The organism is Candidatus Paceibacterota bacterium (assembly GCA_035452965.1).
Lineage (GTDB): Bacteria > Verrucomicrobiota > Verrucomicrobiia > Limisphaerales > UBA8199 > UBA8199.
The window spans coordinates 18,651-39,656 of record DAOTCE010000002.1; the positions used below are offsets into that span (position 1 = coordinate 18,651).

Annotated in this window: 16 protein-coding genes, 1 tRNA gene and 1 pseudogene; 11 read left to right on the forward strand and 7 right to left on the reverse strand. The window is 62.7% G+C overall.

The genetic code is table 11. The features are described 5' to 3' along the window. The first annotated feature begins 295 nt into the window (after positions 1-295). The 3 genes from add (at position 296) to nifS (ending at position 3,573) form a co-directional block, all read left to right on the forward strand. Positions 296-1,309: an adenosine deaminase gene (gene add, locus P5205_02145; protein HSA09148.1), complete on the forward strand. Its 1,014-nt coding sequence runs from the start codon at positions 296-298 to the stop codon at positions 1,307-1,309. Positions 1,310-1,520: 211 nt separating this feature from the next. After that, positions 1,521-2,249, forward strand: coding sequence for a superoxide dismutase (locus tag P5205_02150; GenBank protein HSA09149.1), 729 nt, complete (start codon positions 1,521-1,523; stop codon positions 2,247-2,249). 166 nt (positions 2,250-2,415) lie between these two features. Continuing rightward, positions 2,416-3,573 carry a cysteine desulfurase NifS gene (gene nifS / locus P5205_02155; GenBank protein ID HSA09150.1) on the forward strand — a complete coding sequence of 386 codons (1,158 nt, stop codon included), beginning with the start codon at positions 2,416-2,418 and terminating at the stop codon, positions 3,571-3,573. Here the strand turns inward: nifS and P5205_02160 are convergent. Then, on the reverse strand, positions 3,570-4,271 hold the full coding sequence (locus P5205_02160; GenBank protein HSA09151.1) for a Mut7-C RNAse domain-containing protein: 702 nt from the start codon (positions 4,269-4,271) through the stop codon (positions 3,570-3,572). The two genes, nifS and P5205_02160, sit on opposite strands and share 4 nt — an antisense overlap. Positions 4,272-4,349: 78 nt before the next feature. Here P5205_02160 and P5205_02165 point away from each other — a divergent pair, with 78 nt between their 5' ends. Then, on the forward strand, positions 4,350-5,543 hold the full coding sequence (locus tag P5205_02165) for a PQQ-like beta-propeller repeat protein (GenBank protein HSA09152.1): 1,194 nt from the start codon (positions 4,350-4,352) through the stop codon (positions 5,541-5,543). Here the strand turns inward: P5205_02165 and P5205_02170 are convergent. Continuing rightward, the gene (locus tag P5205_02170) at positions 5,535-7,295 is read right to left on the reverse strand and encodes a CocE/NonD family hydrolase (protein ID HSA09153.1); all 1,761 of its coding nucleotides are present in this window, start codon (positions 7,293-7,295) and stop codon (positions 5,535-5,537) included. The genes P5205_02165 and P5205_02170 overlap by 9 nt on opposite strands. Before the next feature lie 498 nt (positions 7,296-7,793). Beyond that, entirely contained in the window at positions 7,794-10,772 is a 2,979-nt protein-coding gene (locus P5205_02175; protein ID HSA09154.1) for a hypothetical protein, read from the reverse strand. An 87-nt stretch (positions 10,773-10,859) separates the two neighbouring features. On the opposite strand from P5205_02175, the gene P5205_02180 reads away from it, so the two are divergent. Beyond that, complete coding sequence (locus P5205_02180) at positions 10,860-12,092, forward strand: M20/M25/M40 family metallo-hydrolase (protein HSA09155.1); 1,233 nt, start codon at positions 10,860-10,862, stop codon at positions 12,090-12,092. Next, the gene (locus P5205_02185) at positions 12,089-13,723 is read left to right on the forward strand and encodes an alpha-L-fucosidase (GenBank protein ID HSA09156.1); all 1,635 of its coding nucleotides are present in this window, start codon (positions 12,089-12,091) and stop codon (positions 13,721-13,723) included. Before P5205_02180 ends, P5205_02185 begins: the two co-directional genes overlap by 4 nt. 41 nt (positions 13,724-13,764) lie before the next feature. Here the strand turns inward: P5205_02185 and P5205_02190 are convergent, their stop codons facing one another. From P5205_02190 to P5205_02200, 3 genes are all read right to left on the reverse strand, one after another. Then, a complete protein-coding gene (locus tag P5205_02190; protein HSA09157.1) occupies positions 13,765-14,685 on the reverse strand; it encodes a hypothetical protein in 921 nt (306 codons plus the stop codon). Beyond that, positions 14,682-15,686 (reverse strand): NAD-dependent epimerase/dehydratase family protein, encoded by a 1,005-nt coding sequence (locus P5205_02195; GenBank protein ID HSA09158.1) that lies wholly within the window; start codon positions 15,684-15,686, stop codon positions 14,682-14,684. The genes P5205_02190 and P5205_02195 overlap by 4 nt, the downstream gene beginning before the upstream one ends. A gap of 138 nt (positions 15,687-15,824) precedes the next feature. Further along, a complete protein-coding gene (locus P5205_02200; GenBank protein ID HSA09159.1) occupies positions 15,825-16,235 on the reverse strand; it encodes a hypothetical protein in 411 nt (136 codons plus the stop codon). Between the two features lie 356 nt (positions 16,236-16,591). Between P5205_02200 and P5205_02205 the strand changes: the two genes are divergently transcribed. From P5205_02205 to P5205_02225, 5 genes and pseudogenes are all read left to right on the forward strand, one after another. Then, positions 16,592-17,236 (forward strand): peptidylprolyl isomerase, encoded by a 645-nt coding sequence (locus tag P5205_02205; GenBank protein HSA09160.1) that lies wholly within the window; start codon positions 16,592-16,594, stop codon positions 17,234-17,236. A gap of 78 nt (positions 17,237-17,314) precedes the next feature. Continuing rightward, the gene (locus tag P5205_02210) at positions 17,315-17,515 is read left to right on the forward strand and encodes a hypothetical protein (protein HSA09161.1); all 201 of its coding nucleotides are present in this window, start codon (positions 17,315-17,317) and stop codon (positions 17,513-17,515) included. A gap of 199 nt (positions 17,516-17,714) precedes the next feature. After that, a tRNA-Val gene (locus tag P5205_02215) sits at positions 17,715-17,789 on the forward strand. 482 nt (positions 17,790-18,271) lie between these two features. Continuing rightward, a pseudogene (locus tag P5205_02220) lies at positions 18,272-19,459 on the forward strand (ISAs1 family transposase). 509 nt (positions 19,460-19,968) lie between these two features. Next, a complete protein-coding gene (locus P5205_02225) occupies positions 19,969-20,499 on the forward strand; it encodes a nitroreductase family protein (GenBank protein HSA09162.1) in 531 nt (176 codons plus the stop codon). 34 nt (positions 20,500-20,533) lie between these two features. Here the strand turns inward: P5205_02225 and P5205_02230 are convergent, their stop codons facing one another. Beyond that, positions 20,534-20,968, reverse strand: a complete 435-nt coding sequence (locus P5205_02230) for a hemerythrin domain-containing protein (protein ID HSA09163.1) — start codon at positions 20,966-20,968, stop codon at positions 20,534-20,536. Between the last annotated feature and the right edge of the window lie 38 nt (positions 20,969-21,006).

Consider the following 21,006-nt stretch of genomic DNA (forward strand, 5'->3'; position numbering starts at 1 on the left):
GGAAGCCCTTCCCAAATTGGGGTGCCACCCTGCCAGCGAACCGGACAACTGTCAAAGAGGAAATCGCATGAAATTACCTGCCGCGAAGAAGCCCGGGGCCTCAGCGAAGGCAAGGCGGGCAGTCCTCTGCACGGTGTACGGATGGTCTGACGTGTTTATGAGCGGCGGTTCGGAAACAGCAGCTTGGCAACGCCTCGTGGTTTTCACTCTGTCGCCGGCCTGCCGACTGAGTGCGACTGAGTTTCCGATTGCTTTCCAGCCCGGTATTGTCCTTCATTCGCGGACGCGGCCAGCCATGAAGTGTTTTGACGCATACTACAACCGCCTCCCCAAAGCCGAGCTCCACTGTCATCTCGAAGGTGCCATCCGGACGGCGACGATCATTGACATCGCCCGCCAGCACGGGCTCAAGCTGCCCGCTGACGATGAGTCCGCGCTGAACCCCCACGTCAAGGTCTATGACCAGCTCAAGGATTTGGGGGCTGTGCTCGAGGCGTTCCGCATTGCACAATACAGCATCGTTTCCCCGGAGGCGGTGGAACGCATTGCCGACGAACTCTTCGAGGATGCAAACGCGCAAAACATCAAGCTGCTGGAGGTACGCTTCTCGCCAGATTGGGCGTTTAGCGGCCACCGGCTGGATTGGGACGAAGCCCTGGCGGGCATCTTGCGGGCCAAAGAGCGCGCCGTTACCCGCTTTGGGATGGCGGTCGGCTTGATCGCCATCACCTCGCGCAGTCTGGGGGCCGGCTCCTGTGAGAAGACGGTTGACTGGGCCGTCCGCTGGAAAGGCCAGGTCTGCGGCATTGACCTGGCGGACACCGAAACCGCACACTCCATCGGCGAATTCGTGCGCCCGGTCCTGAAGGCGAAGGAAGCCGGGCTCAATGTGACGGTCCATTCCGGCGAGGACACGCCCGCCTCGGCGGTGCTGGAGACCATTCACGCCGTCAACCCGGACCGGATCGGGCACGGCACACATGTCATCCACGACCCGGCTGCGGTGGAGTTGGTCAAGGAGTCCGGGGTGACGCTGGAGATGTGTCCGTGGAGCAACTACTTGACGAACTCCGTCAGGCGCATCGAGGATCATCCGCTCAAACAGTTGTTCGACCGGGGCGTGCGGGTCACCATCAACTCCGACGACCCGGAGGTGCTGGATACGAACCTGAACAACGAATACCGCATCGCCCACGAAATCCTGGGCCTGAGCCTGGAGGACATCGCCGCGTGCAACCGTTGCGCGGTGGAGGCCTCGTTCATTCCCCAAGCCGAGAAGCAGGCCGTGGTTCAGACGTATTTCCAGTGACCAGCCAGCGGTCGGCTGAGGGGCGCGGAGTTGGTGAAGTCGCAAGCTGCCGACACCCGCACTATTCCCGAATGCACGATTTGTGCTTGGCTGCGCGATTCCCCGGCGGGCGACTTGCGCTGGCGCACCTATCGTGCGAATGGTGACACAGGAGCCGGCAGAAATTACGCAAGGCCGATTCCATGCAAATCACAATAGAATGAACTCGACCATGATGACGCGCAGACAAGCCTTGAAGACAACCGCACTGGCGTCCGTGGCCTGTTCTACGGTCGCGGTCTTGCGCAGCGTGAAGGCTCAACCCGCGCCAGGACCGGCTCCGGCGGCAGGACCATTTACGTTGCCGCCGCTGCCTTACGCCTTTGACGCGCTAGAGCCTCACATTGACGCGCTGACCATGCAGATTCACCACGACAAGCACCATGCGGCCTACGTGGCGGGCTTGAACAAGGCCGCGGCCGAGATCCCCGCCATCGGCAAGCAGCCGGTGGAGAAGTTGCTCAGGGACTTGAACGCCGTGCCGGAGAAGGTGCGCACCGCGGTCCGCAATCATGGCGGCGGGCACTATAACCACACGTTGTTCTGGCAAATGATGAGAAAGGGCGGCAGCCAACCTTCGGGCGAGCTGCTCAAAGCTATCGAGAAGCGGTTCGGGAGTCTTGCCCTTTTCAAGGACGCCTTCACCAAGGCGGCTTTGGGTCAGTTTGGCAGCGGTTGGGCCTGGCTGGTCCTGCGGGCCGACAAAAAGTTGGAGATCGAGCCGACCCCGAATCAGGATTCGCCGATCAGCCAAAGCCGGCTGCCCTTGCTCGGGGTTGATGTCTGGGAGCACGCCTACTACTTGAAATATCAGAACCGCCGGCCGGAATACGTGGCGGCGTTCTTCAATGTGATCAACTGGGACTTCGTCTCCGAGCGCTACCAGAAGTCGCTCGACTGAGGCAACGCCCGTCAGTTACCTTATCTATTCATAGTAGTGCCGGCCAGGGCCAACTGACATTGGCGGCTACAATTCCTTCATCCGCGCCTTGTCGCTTCCGTGCCGCCGGTTCGACTTTCAAATCCGCGCCAAACCGGCTACTTTATCACCCATAGACACTGCCGCCATGAGCAGCACGACCATTTACTACTTCGACAATAACGCTACGACACGTGTGGCACCAGAGGTGGTGGAGGCAATGCTCCCTTTTCTGCGCGATTACTGGGGCAACCCGTCCAGCACTTACACCTTCGGGCGGCAGCTTGGCAACCATCTGGACGAAGCACGGGCCAGGGTCGCCGCGCTGATCAACGCCGAACCCCGGGAGATCGTCTTCACCAGTTGCGGCACTGAAAGCAACAACTCGGCCATCCAGAGCGCCCTGGCCACGCAACCCGACAAGCGCCACGTCCTGACCACCGCCGTCGAGCACTCCGCCAACATCAAATGCTGCGAACTCCTCCAGAAACGGGGTTACGCTGTTACCTTCCTCCCCGTTGCCTCGGACGGAGCACTCGACCTCGAGCTGCTGGAAAAGTCCATTCGCGCCGACACGGCCATCGTCTCGGTCATGTGGGCCAACAATGAGACCGGCGTCCTGTTCCCCATCCGCGACATCGCCGCCATTTGCCACCGCAAAGGGGCCCTGTTCCACACCGATGCCGTCCAGACTCCGGGCAAACTCAAGATTGACGTGCGGGAACTCGACGTGGATTTCCTCTCGTTGTCCGCGCACAAGCTGCACGCGCCCAAGGGCATCGGGCTGCTCTACCTCAAGCGCCGGGTCAAATACCAGCCCTACATCGTCGGCGGCGGGCAGGAGCGTGGACGGCGCGGCGGCACCGAGAACGTCGCCAACATCGTCGCCTTTGGCCGCGCGGCGGAACTGGCCCGGGCGAATCTCGACGAGGAGAACACCCGCGTTCGCGCCCTCCGCGACAAGCTGGAGGCCGGCATCCTGCAAGGCATTCCCGGAACCGCGCGCAACGGCGCCCGAGAACCGCGCCTGCCCAACACCAGCAACATCGCCTTCGAGGGCGTCGAGGCGGAAGGCATCCTGATGCTGCTGGACCAGGCGGACATCTGCGCTTCGAGCGGGTCGGCCTGCACCACCGGCTCGCTCGACCCGTCGCACGTGCTGACCGCGATGGGCTGCGACGCCGCGCGCGCGCGAAGCAGCATCCGCTTCAGCCTGAGCATCTACAACACGGAGGACGAAGTGGAATACGTGCTCCGACATCTGCCCGGCATCATCGCCAGACTCCGTGCCGGCGCGCCCGCCTAGTTTGCCTGGCCCCTCCCGCTCCCGTCGCGGTTTAGCGCGGCCAGGGCCCCCAGGATGCGCTGCCAATGGGTGCCGTGCCAGAAGAGCTTGTCGCAGCGAGCGCAGATAAAGTATTCGTCGCGCCAACGAAAGGTGCGGGGTGGTATTCGTTCGCGCAGAGCTTCTTTGGCAACCGGACGCAGTTCACCGCCGCAACTCATGCAGCGTGCCCCGCGCAACGTGAGGTCGAATTCGCGGATTACCAGCACCAGTTGCTTTGCGATGCTCAGCGTCGGCGGAAGCCAGAAGGAAGGAATGATCTCGTCCCGCAGAAGGCGACGCTCCATCAACATGCCATCGGTAGTCAGGACAGTGGCGGAGGTGGCTTGTGCTTCGCGCAGCAGCTCGTCGTCGGCGATGTCCGGCTGCCAGTGGGCATCGTAGCCCGCAGCCCGCAACCACCGGGCCAGGCCGCCCAGGCCGGCATCGCACAGGAACAGGTACGGGATGGGCGCAGGATCCGACCTCGGAAGAGGCCTGCGGGCGGCGAGTTGTTCATACACCCGGTCCAGGGCGTCAGCGAGAGAGATTTCGTCGTGCGCGCTCAGGTCATGCGCTTTCGCGAGCAGCCACTGGACACCCTGGTCCAATCGCCGGGCCCGCGCCTGGCGCAAGCGCCTGCGAAACCGGGCTTCGTAGCCTCTGCGAATACGGCTCACGCTCGCAGTGTAGCCGCAAAGCAGCACGGGGAACGCAAAATCTTCGCTTCCTTCGCGCCAGCTGTGGTAAAAAGGGCTATGAAGTGGTGCTTGAGAGCGGCAGTGATGGTGCTGGCGCCGGCGTTGTCCGCCGCGGATTGGCCCCAGTGGCGCGGGCCCGGTCGCGATGGAGTCACCTCGGAGCAGGTCAGCGCGCAGTGGTCCGCCGAGGGGCCCAAGGTGCTTTGGCGGGCGTCGGTTGGCACGGGGTTCTCCTCGATCTCCATCAGCGAAGGCAGGGCTTACACACTGGGCAACACGAACGATCAGGACACGGTCTGGTGCTTCGAGGCCGATAGCGGAAGGACGCTTTGGCGACACACATACGCGGCGAAGCTTGGCCCGCAGTGGTACGAAGGCGGTCCCGGGTCAACACCCACTGTCGTTGCCGGCCGGGTGTTCACGATCAGCAAGTGGGGGGACGTGTTCTGCCTCGACGCGGTCAAAGGTGACGTCATCTGGCAGCGTGATTTGCGCCAGGCCGACTTCAAGCCGAACCGCTGGGGTTTTGCAGGCTCGCCGCTCGTCTGGGGCGACAAAGTCATTCTCAACGCCGGGACAGCGGGCATCGCGCTGGATCGTGACACAGGCCGCGTCGTGTGGTCCAACGGCACCAACGTTGCCGGCTATGCCAGCCCAACCCGTTTCGCTTCCGGCGGGCGGGAGTGTGTGCTGATGTTTGCCGCCAAACACCTCGTCGCCCTGGACCCGCAGAACGGACGCGAGCTGTGGCGACAGTTCTGGGAGACGGACTGGGACACCAACAACGCGGACCCGCTGGTGCACGGCGGGCGCATCTTTATCTCCAGCTTCAGCCGCGGCTGCGGTCTGCTGGCCGTGCGCGAAGGCGCGACACGGTTTGTCTATACCAACAATGCGATGCACATGCATCTCAGCCCCGGGGTGGTGCGGGGAGACTATCTGTATGCGTTCAGCGGCGAGGCCAAGCGGGACACGGACCTGCGCTGCGTGCACTTGCCGACTGGCGAGTTGAAATGGGCGAGCAAGGACCCCACGTTCGGCTCGTTAATCCTGGCCGGGGACAGGTTGATTGTGCTTTCCGACAAAGGCGAGTTGCTGATGGCCGAGGCCTCGCCGGACGATTTTAAGCCTCTGGCGCGGGCCAAAGTGCTGAGCGGCCTGTGCTGGACACCGCCGACGCTGGCCAACGGTCGGCTCTACGTCCGCAATGCGCGCGGGGAGGTGCGCTGCCTCGAACTCCCCTCACGGTGACTTGGGGTTGGGCACCCAGGGCAGAATGATCTTCGAGGGGTACACCTTGCCGTGACGGATGGTCTGGTGGGCGACGACCAGTCCGGCGTCGGCGTTCTGGTCCGCGGCGGTGTTATGGTTGCGGTCGTAGCTGGGGAAGTCGGAACTGGTAACATCCAGGCGGATGCGATGCCCGGGCAGGAAGGCGTTGGAGGTGGGACCCATGTGGATCCTGTATTTCACCACTTCGCCCGGCTTGATTAGTTTGGGTTTCGCCACGCCGTTCCGGTAACGGGCGCGCACCAGGCCCATGCAGGCATCGCGGGCCATGCCGTCGGGAGCCACATCAATGAGCCGCACCACCCAGTCCGTGTCCGGCGCCGAGGAAACCGCGTACAGTTCGACTTCGGGCAGGCCCGTGACTTCGACCCGCTCGGCCAAGGGCTCAGTCTGGTAAACGAGAATGTCCACCCGGTTGGAGAGCCGCCGCTGGTCGCTGGCACAGGTAAAGTTGCCCGGCAGGAAAAGCGTGGGGACCGGATCCTGCGGGTTGTAGGTGTATTCGTCCTGGCCGTCGGCGGCCGGACGCCGCCAGGCGAGCTTGCCATCGCCGGCGGGCGTGTTGGCCTGGCCATCGCTCGTGAGGTAGAGCGTCTTGGGGCGTGTCCGCCTGGGAGGCCACGAGACTTCGTCGCGCCATTGGTTGTCGCCCATCACGAAAATTCTCACTGGAGCCTCGCGGTCCACGCCGTTGGGCTTGCCCTTGAGCCAGTAATCAAACCAGCGCACATCCAGCGCATCCAGGTTCAGGTCGGCCGCGGGACCAAAGTCAATGTTGCCGAATTTCCGGCCGCCGGGCGGGAAATGGGCCCACGGTCCTACCACCAGGCGCGACCCCTTGCGCGCTGCCTTGGTCTGGCCGTATTTCACGAGCAACTGATAGAGCCGCATGTTGCCGTGTGCGTGATCATACCAACCCACGACCTCGAGGTTGGGCACCGTGACCCGCCGGCAGGCTTCGTCCAGCTTCCAGGGATCGTAGGTCGGGTGCTGCAGCCAGTGACGCAGATAGGGCATGTCGTCCTCGAAGACTTGCTGCGGCAAATCCAGCCACGGAAGGAAATGCAGCCACTGCTGGCCTTCCCCGCCGTCCCAGAGCGCGGAGGCCTCGGCTTCGGTGTGTGTGCCGGCCCGGTTGGCCCGCCGCCGCACGTCGGGCATCAGCGTTACAATGGACCAGCGAAGGCGCCGCCCCGGCCGGATAGTTCCCGGCCCCTCGATTTCCGGGTAGGTGGCCGGAATGCTATGTGCCGACATGGCGCCCAGAGCCGGCGGCTGCAAGGCCGCCAGTTTCCACTGGTAGTACCCGCCGTACGAGAAGCCGATGGTTCCGACCTTTCCGCTGGCGCCGGGCAAACTGGCCGCCCATTGCACAGTGTCATAGCCGTCCTCGGCATCATGCGTCTCCGGACGCAGCCACGACTCCCAGGTTCCATCCGACGCATACCGCCCGCGCACGTCCTGGCAGACGACGATATAACCGCCCTTCACATACTCCACGAACTGTTTCTTGTGCTTGCCGTAGGGAGTCCGCCACACCAGCACCGGGTAGGGTCCCCCGCTGTCGGGCCGATGCACGTCGGACCGCAGCACGACGCCATCGCGCATCACGGTCGGGACGTTGGTTTCGATGATGACCCTGGGCTCGCCCGCCGCCGCACAAACTACGGCGAGCCAGCTCAGCCACGGACTTGCTGCTCGCAGGCTCTTCATGTTCTTGCCTCACACTCCCAATGTCACAGGTCCTTGGCCAGCCAAAATACAGTTCATCGGCATATTCCCCCTTGTGCCCGTGAGCGGTTCATCACAATTCTCCGGCAATTGCCAACGGTGGTCTTCGCCCATTCAACCCGGATGGGCACCCCCGACCTCCACTGTCCAAATTTTGGACAGTGAGGTTGCCTGGCTGCACTTTCCAGTCCCCGCTGACACCGGCACCTTTGGCTTGAGTTTACGATGACGGCACGGTGGTGCCCCGGTGTGTATCCCATGGGGAGCGATCCCCATGGGATACACACCGTAGCCAGACCGCACTGCCAAGCCATCCTCCAGCCAGTCGCAAGCCAACGCCAGCGTGTGACTGCCATAACGGCGGCATCACCCGTCTGGCGGTCGTGCTGGAGGCAGGAGGGGGATTGCCTGCCGCAGGGGTGCAGGTTGCGGCGCGCAGAGGACTACGCGCTCTGCCCGTGCACGAAGCACTGTTTTGGGTCAGGCCGGGACGAAAAACAGGCGCCGCTGTCCCCAGGCGTTCAGGGCCTTGAAACGCAGTGTGCTGCCGGTGCAGTCGCAGGTGATCTTCTCTCCAAACGAGCCGAGCTTTGCTCCCTGCGCATAGAGCTCGCCGTTGGTCACCTGCTGCGGCAGCGGCAGGCTCATGTCAGCCTCGCCCTGGACCCAGATTTCCATGCTGGCTCCCCCGGGCACGCGCCGCTGAGGCAGGACGGGAGCCCAGGCGACCAGCGCCATCGGTGCGCTCGCAAAGGCGAATTCCCGTCCGTCAATGGCGATCTTCTGGCACTCGTAGCCCGCAAATGCCCCTAGCGTCGCCTGCTGCATGCGGAAGGCCACCGCCAGCTGGCCTTTGTAACTGACCAGATGCCCGTTAACCCGCAGCTCTTGCAGCTCCAGCGCGGCCGAGGGCAAGGGGTTCTTCGCGAGAATCTCCTGGTCCCGCTTCGCATCCCGATGAAAGCCGCCGGGCCAGCTTTCCACGTGCGCGCGGTAATGCGCGGCGAGCACGGTGGTGCCATTAGGGAAACTGCACGCGACGAAGTCCGTCCGGCGAGAGACGACGCTTGGGTTGTCGTTATGGTTTTCGTCGGCCCCGCTCCCGGGATAGGCGCCGAGGGCCAGCAAGATCTCAAACCAGGTGCGGACTTCAGCCCCCAGCGAGGCGGCCTGGTCGTCGCGGGGGCGGAAGCCGACGAAGGTCGCGCTCCCGGTCTTTGCCATCGTCCGGTGAACGCCAACGATGTCCTGTCCAACTCTCGCGACGACCTCCGGCCCCGCGTCCGGTTCGACCGGGTAGATATAGTCCACCAGGAAGTCAGTAAGGATCGTCTGTGGGGGCACCTTGGCGAGGCGCCCGGCGAATTGAACCTGCCAGCCGCCGGCGCCATGGCCTTCGAGGTCAAACCGCAGCGCCTTCACGCCGAACAGCTTCTGCCATTGAGCCTGCACGGCTTTGCCGGCGAGGTCCACGCGCGGGGGTGGGCCCGCCCAAATGACCTTGCCCCCGGCGCTGGCAAATTGGTCCAGCAAGTCCAGCAGACCCGGCGGCGGCAGCGGCTCGAACAGGACCGCCACCGTGCCGAACTTGCGCCCGGCCATTTCGATCTGGCCCTTTGCGTTCACGCGCCCGTGCTGCAGCAGCCGCTGCGGAGTCACGTAGTTGGCGTAGGCGTATTGCACCATCCAGGAACCGAAGCGCTCTTCGCAGGCGACCAGCGACAGGGGGTAGAGCATGAGCACGTCGGTATCCCGGTGCTGGCAGTCTTGCACGGCCTGAAACCAGGGCGAGGCGGATGCGCCGAAGGCATCGCACACCGCCTGGCGGCGATGAGCTGCGGCATGCGGCATGCCCCACGCGGCGGCATAGGCATAAGGGGTGCGGTTCAGGATGCCAGTCGAGCAGGCCAGGGCGATGCCGTAGTAATTGCGGTCCGACCAGCCGCCCTCGGCATGGTCGTTGCCGCCGCCGGTGAGGAAGTCGTTCCAGGCGAAGTAATCGTCGCAGGCCGACGCCGCCTGGTGGACGGTGTTGGACCACCAGAAGTCCGGCGTGTAGTCGTAACGGCGCGGCGGCCCGTGCCGGGTGCGGGTGCGCCAGAAGTCGCACGTGGGGCTCTGGGCCCAAGTCGCGTGGGCGCGGGCTTCCAGTTCGTGACCGTAGGCCTTCTCGGCGAATTGCTTGGCGCCGGCAAAGAGGCCGACCACCGTGTCCTTGAGCAACTCATAGTAGCGTCGCCGCAGGAGGAAGGTCTTCTGGATTTCCTCCGCGCTGCGCCCCAGCACATGTTGCGCCGGCACGCGCGCCTCCAGGTTGGGCAGGAACCCGTGCTGGGCGTAGGTGAAATACACCATGTATTTCTCGAAGTCCTTGAACTCCGCGCCGTAGAGTTCGGCGTAGCGGTTCGCCAGGTGCGGGGTAAGGTAGCGGAACGTGAGTTGGCCCTCGTCTTGGTGGCTGTTGTAGCCCCAGTCCTGCTGGATGTGCATCTCGTCCGCGTAAAGGCCATTCAGGGGCACCCCCGCCGCGCGGTATTGGCGCACCAGCTCCTCCAGAAACGGGCGCGCCTGCGGGCTGAAATAATCCATCTCCGGCGTGGCATAGCTCACAACCGCAAGGACACGATTCAATCCGCCGATCTGCGTCTCGCCGCGCCCACGGATGATCAAGCGCCGGGCATCGGTGCTCGGCTGCGGCGACTCCCCGACCTCGATGTCCGGGGTGGCCTTCAACTCCACAATGCCCGCCGGGTCAACCCAGTATAGATCCGTCTCGGCGAGCCGTTGTTCGCGGAAAGCGAAGAGCCGCACCCCGGTGCGCTTGAGAACGATGCTGCCCTTGTTATTGGTCCAGCGGCGCTGTTCCCAGAGGGACACTGTGAATTGGCCGGTCGCCGGATCACGGTAGCCCTCGCGGTAATGCACCCAGCGGCCCGATTCGCCGGTCTTCTCCTGATAACCTCGCCCAATCTCCAGGGGGCTCAGCAGGCTCAACTCCAATCCCAGGTCGTAAGCCTTAAGCGTTTGGCTGATCCTGGCCAAGCGCTGGAGGTAGCCCTCCGTATCCGGCAGCAACTGCCTCGATTTCCCGCCCTGTCCTTTGCGGTACTGCGTCCAGAACTCGTCGAACGCGAGAATGAGCGTTCGCGCGCCCTGAGCTTTGGCTTGCTCGCACATCTTTCGCAAGGTGGTCAGGTGCGGCGTGCTGCTCGTGCTCAGGTCCACCTCCCGGTCCGGGTCCTGCAAGTCCTCCAGTTGCTGGTCGCTGACGAGGATAATCCATGACCGCGGCAGCGAAAACGCCCACGGCCCCGGGAACGTCAGCGCCTGCTCAGGCAGGGTGGACGGTTTGGCGCCAACGGCCTCCCACGGCGGCCGTGAGGCCGAGACCGCGATGCCCAGCGCTGCGAGTCGTTGTAAGAAAGTTCTACGGGATTCGCACATAACGCCATGTGGCATATCAGATGGAGAGTTTTTGCGACAGGGTATTCGAACCGGGCGTTGGCCACAGTTGACCTTCACGGACTTTCCCGCCACCTTTCGCCCGTGCAGAACTCTGAATCTCTGCGGGACCATCTCGCCAACCAGATGCCCGCCGCGCTCGAGATGTTGCGCCAGATGGTCGGCATTAACAGTTTCACCGGGAACCGCGACGGGGTGAATCGGTTGGGCCGACTCACGGCCGAGTGCTTTGAGCCGCTGGGGTTCAGCGCAGACTACGTTCCTTCCACCACCAGGGAATGGGGCGACCATCTGGTGCTCACGCGGCGCGGGCGATCCGGGAAGGGAATCGCCATGATCTCGCACCTCGATACCGTCTTTCCACCCGCCGAAGAGGCGCGCAATAACTTTCACTGGCAGCCGGAAGGCGACCGCATTTTCGGCCCCGGCACGCACGACATCAAGGGCGGTTCAGTCATGATGTGGCTGGTGCTGACTGCGCTCCGCTCCCACGCCCCGGAAATCTTCGAGGACATCACATGGAAGCTGATCTGGAACTCGTCCGAGGAATGCTTCTCCCCCGACTTCGGCAATGTGTGTCGGGCGCATTTCAACGGCGGCACGCTGGCGGCGCTGGTCTTCGAGTCCGAAGGGCGCGCAGGCAGGACAAGCCTGATGGTCGTAGCGCGAAAAGGCCGGGGCTCGTGGCGGGCTACGGTCAGCGGCCGCGGGTCGCACGCAGGGGGCAAACACGAGCACGGCGCGAATGCCATCGTTCAACTCGGCCGCACGGTGCAGCGCATCGCGGCGCTCACGGACTACGGGCACAGCCTGACCGTTAATGTCGGCACCATATGTGGTGGGACCGTGCTGAACCGTGTCCCGCATGAAGCCGTGGCGGAGGGGGAATTCCGCACGTTCACCCCCGAGACATTCGCGCAGGCCAAGGAGAGCCTGCTCGCGCTGTCAGGCCCGGGCGAGGTGCGCAGCCCCGCGGACGGGTTTGCCTGCGAGGTCAAGGTGGAAATCCTCACCGAGTCCCGTCCCTGGCCGCGCAACCCGGGCACCGAGGGACTCTACAAGCTCTGGAAACAGTCCGCCGACGACCTCGGGCTGGCGGTAAATTGCGAGGAGCGCGGCGGCCTGAGCGACGGCAACCTCATTTGGGACGCGGTGCCCACGCTCGACGGACTTGGCCCCTGGGGCGACAACGACCATTGCTCCGAACGCAGCGCCGACGGCGCCAAGCTTCCCGAGTTTGTGGAGGTGAGCAGCTTTGTGCCGAAGGCCATGCTGAACTTCACCGCCATCCAGAAACTGTGCGGCTCCTCCTTATGAAACGACTGTCTCTCCCGCTAATGATGTTCGCGGCGCTGACCGCCGCGTTGAGTTTGGGCGCGGCGCCTGCGCCGATGGTCGTCCGGACCAACCGTGCCGACCGGCTTGAGTGGTTTCGCGACCAGGGCTTCGGCTTGTTCATTCACTGGAACCTTGATTGCCAGCTCGGGTCGGTCATCAGCCATTCGATGGTTGGAGCGACTGAAGACTACATGAGGCGCTACGTTGAGGAACTGCCGAAGACCTTCAACCCGCGCAAGTTCCATCCCGAGGACTGGGCCGTGCTGGCGAAGCTGGCGGGGGTGCGCTATGTCGTTTTCACCGCCAAGCACCACTCCGGCTTCTGCATGTGGCCCACGAAGACCACGGACTTCAGCATCAAGCACACGCCTTACCGGCGCGACATCACGGGCGAGCTGCTGCGGGCCTTCAAACGGCATGGCATCGCGCCCGGGCTTTACTTCTCGCCGGACGACTTCTGGTGGCTTTACAAGAACCAAAAGACGCTCCAGCGCAACATCCCGGACGTGCAGCCCGAGAACAACCCCGGCCTGATGGCGCACGATCTGGCCCAAGTCCGCGAACTGCTCACCCGCTACGGGCCGATTGATGTGCTGTTTTTCGACGGCCAGGGCCAGGGGTTGCGCGACCTGGCGTGGCGGCTTCAGCCCGACACCGTCGTCACCCGCAGCGCGATCAGCACTCCCGAGCAGTTCGTTCCCGGCCAAGCCAACGATCAAGCGTGGGAAGCCTGTATCACCATGGGCAAAGCCTGGGGTTACCAGCCGACCTTGGAAGACTACAAAGACGGCGGGCAGTTGATCTCCCTGCTGATTGAAACGCGTGCCAAAGGCGGCAACCTGCTGCTCAACGTCGGCCCCAAGCCTGACGGCGAACTCCCCATCGAGCAGGAGGAGCGCCTCCGTGAGCTCGCCCTTTGGATGTTCGTCAATGGCGAGGCCATCCACGACGCCCGCCCCTGGGTCGTCACGAACGAGAAAGACATCTGGTATACCAAACGCAAGGATGCCGACACCGTGTACGCCTTCGTGAAAGAGAAGGAACGGTGGAAAGTGGGCGAGTGGAAAGAACTGGTGTTGCAGTCTGTCAAGGCGACGGACCAGACCAAAGTGAATGTCCTCGGCCAGAACGACAAGGTGCTCGAATACAAAGCGACCGTCCGGCCCAAGACGACCTGGAAACAGGAACCCGACGGCCTGCACATCCGCGCTATGCGCGCCCAGCGGCTCGATGATCTGCGTCAGTGGCCTAACCCTGTGGTATTGAAGATCACCCATGCGCTGCCCGCACAGCCCGCGCCCCGGGTCCAAATCGTCAGCGTCAAATGGGATGGGCAAGCCCGCCTTGTCCGATGCGTGGGTGTCCTGGAGGCGCTCGGCGGCGCCGGCGCTGTCGAGGTTGGCTTCCAGTACCGTGACATCACGGGTCTTGACACGCACGAGCGCCGGGATAACTGGCAAACGCTACCCCTGTCCAGTCGCAGCACGCCGGGCGAATTCTCATTCGCGGCGCCCGGCCTCCAGCCTGGGCGGGCATACGAATTCCGCTCCCTGGCCCGGAACTCCCTCCTGAACGTGTTCGGCGGCGAGATCGTGCTAAAGATTCAGTAGCCGCCGCACGGCAGCCTATACCCCGCCTGCTGCGGTGTGCCTCATAAGGATGGCAGGCGGAGACACTCCTCCAGCGGTTTGGTTGGAAAGGTGTCACCTGGCCAGAAACCCGACCGCGGAGTTAGCTGCGCGCCGGACGGGAGGAACGATTGGCCGGCAGCGGGCGGAAGCGGCCGCAAGCAGTAGCTGGTTGAGTCCCGGAGTTCTTTGACTTGAGCGGGCATGCAGCGACAGATGAGCGTGCTGATTGAGCGCGTGCCCGCACGAAGATATGCAATCGGTCCCATCGCGACCGGACCGTCGTCGATAACCCGGGCGACGATCACGTTGGGGGCTTCCTCCAGGCTGCGTTCCGTGGCGTAGCGCCGTCCCGGCAAGGCTTTGCCGAATTGAGCTGCCGCTGCGGCTTCAAGACGCTGTGAGACGAAGATCAGGCTCGCGCCGGAACTGTCGGCCAGCGCTTCCCAAATGACGGGCTGGCCGTCCGAGTTGAGCGTGATCCGGACGCCCTGCACGGCTAGGCCGCCTTCGCCCGGTTCCGAAGATTGGAGGCAGGGCGCCATCGGCGAGCGCGGCGGTCCGCAGGAGTAAAACCACCAGTATGCGAGCCGCGCGTGTGCATTGCCGTGGAGCGTGACGGTGTCGGCCTGCCAGTAGACGACAGCTAGTGATGGGTTGAGACGCGGGGTGCCGTTGGAGAAACTCAACATGCCGAACCGGTCCGGCGAGGGTAGCGGTGCGTTCGCGCCGTCAACCTCCTGTATGATCAATGGTGCGAGTGTGAAGGCCAGATGGTTCGTCTCTGCTTCGGCGGGCTTGTAGAATTCAGCCAGCGCGAATTGGTTGGTTGCTCGCTGGTAGATCGCGGCCTGCCGCAAGGTGGCATCAACCGGCGTGGGATGGAGCCTGGCGCACGAAGTGACAAAACAGGCCAGGGCGGATGCCATTACCGCCGCCTTCATTTCACATAGCCGTTTTGGCGAAACCACTGGGCGGCGTCCGCGAGTGCCTGCCGGGGCGGCGTTTGCGGCAGCCCCAATTCGCGAATCGCCTTGGCCGGGCTAAAAAACATCTTATGCCTGGCCATGCGCACGCCGGCCAGCGGGGCTTTGGGCGGCAGGCGGGTGATACTGGAGATGGCTTCGTTAACATAAGCCGCGCCCAGCGCTACCGCGTAAGGAATCCGTACCCGCGGCGCCGGAATGCCTGTGATCTCCTCCAACACGGCAAAGGCCTGCTTCATGGTCCAGTTGCCCTCCGCGTGCCCGAGGATGTAACGCTCGCCCACGCACCCCTTCTTGGCCGCCAGGATGTGGCCGTGGGCGACATCGCGCACGTGCACCCAGTTGAGACCCGTGTCGAGGTAGGCGGGCATGCGGCGATTAAGGAAATCCACGATGACCTGGCCGGTCGGGGTCGGCTTCACGTCGCGCGGGCCAACGGGCGCGGTGGGATTGACAATGATAATGGGCAGGCCCTGGCGGGCCATGCGGATGGCCAGTTGCTCCGCTTGCCATTTGGAGCGCTTGTAATGGTTGACCATTTGCCCCTCGCGCACCGGCGTGACTTCGTCTGATGGCGAGACCCGCCCCCCAACGGGTTCAGGCAGGCCAATGCAGCCGACGGTGCTGGTATAGACAATGCGCTGGCAGCCGGCGGCGGCGGCGGCCTGGAGGACGTTTTGGGTGCCTTCCACGTTGGTCGCGTACATCGGCCGGTAATCCCGCAGCCAAAGGTGGTAGCTGGCGGCGACGTGAAAACACCATTCGCAGTCGTACATCAGCTCCTTGAGTTTGGTGGCATTGCTCAAGTCTCCATCCACCCGTTCGAACCTGGCCCCCTCCAGCCCTCGCAGGTCGCACCCTGGCCGCAACAGTGCCTTGACTCTATGCTCGCGGGCAGTCAGTTCCTGCACAAGGTTTGCCCCGATGAAACCGGAGGCGCCGGTGACGAAGCAGTTCATGAGGGCAGTCTAGGAAGTTCCCAGCGGACGCAGAAGCAGAAAACCCAGGCAACACCGGCCTCCGGCGCGCGGTGCCGTACAAAGAAGCAGGGACGGCTCAACACCGTCCCTGTGTCATGAGTGAAATGGATGAGGATACTACTCTGTCTTCTTCTTGCCCTTCCGCTCGCCACTCTTCTTCTCGCCGCCCTTCTTTGCCGCCGCACGGCCTCTTTCCTGGTATTTCTTGTATTGCTCTTCAGTGAGGATGCCCTTCATTTTCTTGTTAGACTCCTCCATGAGGCCCCGCATCTTCTCGCGACGCTGCTGTTGGTCCAGCGCGGTATCCCCGCGCAGTTCCTGCATCTTCTTTTGTCGTTCCTCCAACGCGGCTTTGACCTTGGGAACCTGATCATCCTTCAGATCGAGGTCCTTCTTCAATTGCTCCACGGAAGGCCCGCCCCGAAACCCCTTCTTGGCGTCGCGCTTGCCGCTATCCTGTGCGATGGCCATGCTGCAAGCCACCAGGCTGCCCAGCGCCACGGCCACAATTATACTCAGTTTCTTCATTTTTGATTGTCCTATTTACTCTATTGATTTGGTTTGTTTGCCAGCCGCCGCATTCGCTGTCGGCGGCCCGCTCATCTACTACAGGCTGATAGACGCCGCACAAGCCAATTGGTTTCACTAAAACTCGGCCTTCGGGAGCTGTCGGTCGGCGAGCCGGGCCGAAATGATCCAAACGTGGCCCAGGTAGCGGTGCAAGCAGTTGATTTACAGGCACTTCTGACTAGAATGCCCGTTTTGCGCGCAACGCAACGCATGCCGGGGTTCTGGGAAGTCGAGGGGGTAAAGTCGAGGTCCGCTGACCGGGAGGAATTCCGGGCGTGACTTTGCAGCCATCTCATGGAAGATTTCCCGCACCTATGAAGATAGCAACGGCAATTTGCGCAGTGAGTTTGGCCATGGGACTGGTTGCGTGCCAGGGCCAGGAAACGAACAACCCAAACCAGACAGAACCAAAATCGGCAAACAAGCCCGATTCCAAACAGGAGAAAAGCAGTGTGAATGTGAAGGAAGTTGCAGTGATCAAGACAACGGAAGGCGAAATGGTCGTAGAATTCTGGACCGATGTAGCCCCCAAGACGGTGGAAAACTTCAAGACCTTGGCGAAGAAGGGATTTTACGATGGCACCTGCTTCCACCGTGTCATCAAGGATTTCATGATCCAGGGCGGCGACCCGCTGACCAAAGACCCGAATATGGAAGCCCGTTGGGGCACGGGTGATCCCGGCTACAAGATCAAAGCCGAGTTCAACGAGCGCCATCATGACCGCGGCGTCCTCTCGATGGCTCGCTCCAACGATCCCGATTCCGCCGGCAGCCAGTTCTTTATCTGCCACGGCAGCCCGCGGTTCCTGGATCGCCAATACACCGCCTTTGGCAAGCTGATCAAGGGCGACGACGTGCTGGAGAAGATTGCCACCACTGCGACTCACCCCCCGGATCGGCCCAACAAGCGCATGGGCGTCGAGAGCATCAAGATCGTCGCAGCCGACTCGTTGAAGTGACCGGCGAAATGGCCGAGGCACTGGGGGCCGAGCGGGTGGGGGCGGTTGACGAAAACCAGGCCAGTTCATCCAACGATTGTGACGACTGGCCAGGATGAACTGGCGGCGGCGCTGACCCGGATGGGCTGTCCCGCAGGCAAATCCCTGGAGATGGCCGGCCAACTTGATAAGCGGGCGCGGCAGTTGTCCCAGCAGACCGGCCGCCCCTACGCGGAAGCGCTGGCGCATCTGCTTGAGTTGATGAGTCGGGGTTGGGCGGCGAAAGAAGGCAACCATTAGCAGGTTGCCGCGATGCTTCGCCTTTGGCGGACGAGCCCGGTTGGGCGGAGGCTGTGCATTGGTGTGGGCCAACTTCTCCGGCAGAGCGGCAGAGGCGACCTGGTAAAATGTGTTGCCCGCGGTAGCCGCCTCCGTTAGCCTGTCTGACAATGGCGACCTGCCGCGCAAGACGCGTTGGCAGCGGTCGGTTGATGGTTTTGCGCGGTTAGCTCAGTGGTAGAGCACTTCCTTGACACGGAAGGGGTCAGAGGTTCAAACCCTCTATCGCGCACCATTTCGTGGAGGTGCTAGCAGTGGACGCATCGGATGCGCCGCACGCTGGCCCGCTTCCCAAGGATAGAGACTTCCGTATCACCAACAATCGTGGTGCTTTTGAGGTGCACACAGGGCCACGCGCTCGATCTGCGCTAGGACCAGTGTCAGTCTGCCGCGCATAGCCACGCCGCTATCGCCGAAGCACGTAGGTTCAATGGGTGCCCCACCTTGCCCAAGGGTGTCCGGCAAACCGATGCCGGTTCAACCGGCGAAGTATCCCCGATTGCAAAACGTCCGGGTGACAGACGCCAAGGAGGTGGGGGTGGGGAACCCCGCTGAAGAAACGTTCTGTCACCCGGACTACCAAATTCACGCACAAAGCCGTCGCATCGTCAAGCCCCGCCGTGTAATAATCCAGGGCAGACGCATTAAAAGGCACGGAGGGAAGGGGTGTGCAAAATTTGCACTTGTACTTTTGGGTGACCTGTATAGATGGGGAGGATGCCAACGCATCCTGAATCGAATCATCGGCGAGAAAACAACGTAGCGTCCAGCAGTCTGGTGGCCCACTTTGGGCGGATGCCCGACCCACGGATTGATCGGCGAAAAGCGCATGACCTAGTCGATATCCTGGTCATTGCCGTCTGCACACTGCTCTGTGCCGGAGAGAGCTTCAACGACATGGAGGATTTTGGGAAGGCCAAGCGGGAGTGGTTCAAGACGTTCCTGGCCTTGCGCAACGGGATTCCTTCGCATGACACCTTTAACCGGGTGTTTGCGGCCCTGGATCCCCAGCGGTTTCTGGAATGTTTCCTGCGTTGGACGCAGAGCTTACGCCAAGCGGTTTCACAGGAGATTGTGGCCCTGGACGGCAAGGCGCTGCGCCGAGCTTTGAACCAAGGCCAGAGTACGAAGTATGTGGTCAGTGCTTGGGCCGAGAGTAACGGCCTGGTGCTGGGCCAGTTGAAAGTTGCGGATAAGAGCAACGAGATCACCGCGGTGCCGGAACTGCTGCGGGTCTTGGAGTTAAGCGGCTGCATCGTCACCCTCGACGCGATGGGCTGCTAAAAGAAGATTGCCCGGGAGATTATTGAGGCCGATGCCGATTACGTGCTGGCCCTCAAGGGTAATCAAGAGGTGGTGCATGAGGAGGTCAAAACCTTCCTGGATGCCACGCTGGCGGAGCAGCAGGCCCCACGGCCCGTGGGAGCCAAACTGTCCCCAGCCGCGGCGAGCCTGGCACGCTTGGAAACCGTCGAGAAGGACCACGGGCGCTTGGAGACGCGCCGTTACTACCAGAGTGACCAGTTGGCATGGTTTGCCGACCGAGGCAAGTGGGAGGGCTTACAATCAGTGGGCATGGTCGAAAGCCTCCGGGAGGTGGCGGGCAAAGCTACTGTCGAGCGGCGCTACTATCTAAGCAGTCTGCGGCTGGATGTCGCAACCTTTGCCCGAGCGGTGCGCAGCCACTGGGGTGTGGAGAACAAAGTCCACTGGGTCATGGATGTTTGTTTTCGCGAAGATCAGAGCCGCGCCCGGGCTGGCCATGCCGCCGAGAATTTGGCCACCTTGCGCCGGCTCGCGCTCAACTTGCTCAAACGGGAGACGACCAAGAAACGCGGCATCCGCGGCAAACAGCTTAACGCCAGTTGGGACCATGCCTATCTACTCCGCCTCTTGGGCCTTTAAATGCGTCTGCCCTGTGTAATAATCTGAGTTTCGGCCATCCGTTTTTCTACCTACGGTTTGCAGGTAGCGCATGGAATTGCATCTCCTTGCCCGGCGTTCAAACTCTACTCCAGTTCCCAGACATGGGGACGGGAAGGGCGGTCGCAAGGCTTGTTGTGGGGCCATCGGCCGTCATTCCGGGGCGCAGTCTTCGCTGGCTGCGCCTTCTTTAGCTTCAGGTTAGGTGCACGGCCGTGAGCGTCACCACGAAAAAGGCGACCCGGCTGTTACACCGGGTCGCCCCAACCCAACCCAACTAGGAAAGCCGGGCGGCGCCTTCTTACGACGGCCGCCCGAACCATGAAGGCGCAGGCTATCAACCCGCACCGGGGAGCAGTATTGGCAGATCACGTGTCACTGCGCAAGCCTCCGTTTGCAGCCTGCCTTCAGTGGCATCGCAAGCCGGCGGGCTTGGGAAGACTTGCTCTGGCCCGCAGGGTGTGAGTTATCCTGCTCCCTCGAAAGACAATATGCATGCAAATGTTGATGAGAAACTCGGCTTTATCTTTGGTCGCAGGAGCATTCGCGCATTCTTGACAACTCCGGTAAGCCAGGCGGTGGTGCAGAAACTGTTGGAGGCCGCGATGGCGGCTCCCTCGGCGGCCGCCAAAGATCCCTGGCGGTTCGTGGTGATTCGCAACCGCCGGACCCTCGCCGAGATCGCCCACGCCTTGCCCAATGGCCAGATGATTGCCGACGCAGCGCTGGGCGTGGCTGTCTGCGGCGACCTCCAAGCCGCGCACGACCAGCAGCTCAGCTACCTGCTACAGGATTGCTCGGCGGCGGTTGAGAATCTACTCCTGTGCGCCCACGTTCTCGGCCTTGGGGCTTGCTGGCTGGGGGTCCATCCCCGGGAACAGCGGGTGCAGGCGCTCAAGCAAGTCCTTTCGCTGCCAGCCTCTGTCCTGCCAATGGCCTGCATCGCTATTGGTTATCCGGCTGAGACGAAGGAGCCCCGCACCCGTTTCAACCCGGAATACGTGCACTGCGACAAGTGGTGACGGCGGGACAGCGCCCGCCCGCCGCGACTTCCCTCTAAGCCGCCTCCCGCTGCAGCCAAGTCTTGCCCAGGTCTGTGAGAGTTTCCGGCTGGAGGGTTTTCTCGAGCAGAGGAAACACGCTGCGTTCCTCAGCGTGGAAGTGCTCACGGGAAGCCCGTATGGCCAATTTTAGCAAGCGCCGGGCTTCGGCGCAGGTCTGGGCGGTATGCACGCTCCGCAGGCGTTCATCAATCTCGTGGTGATCCTGGTGCATGCGTTTCAGGTCGCCGTTGTCTGCCAGCACGTGATCCAGGGCCAGGTATGCCAGGTTGGTTTCGGTTTTGGCGTGGTCCTCCAACAACCCCTCCACGATGCTGGCCATCGTCCTGATCTCCGCCGGTGTGACCAGGCTGGGGAGCACGCGCTCAATCTGATCGAACACGCTTCGAAAGATGGTATGCTCCGCGATCAGGGCTTCGGTAATCTTCATGTTGGGCGTCATCTTAGCTGAACTGCGCCGAAGCCGCA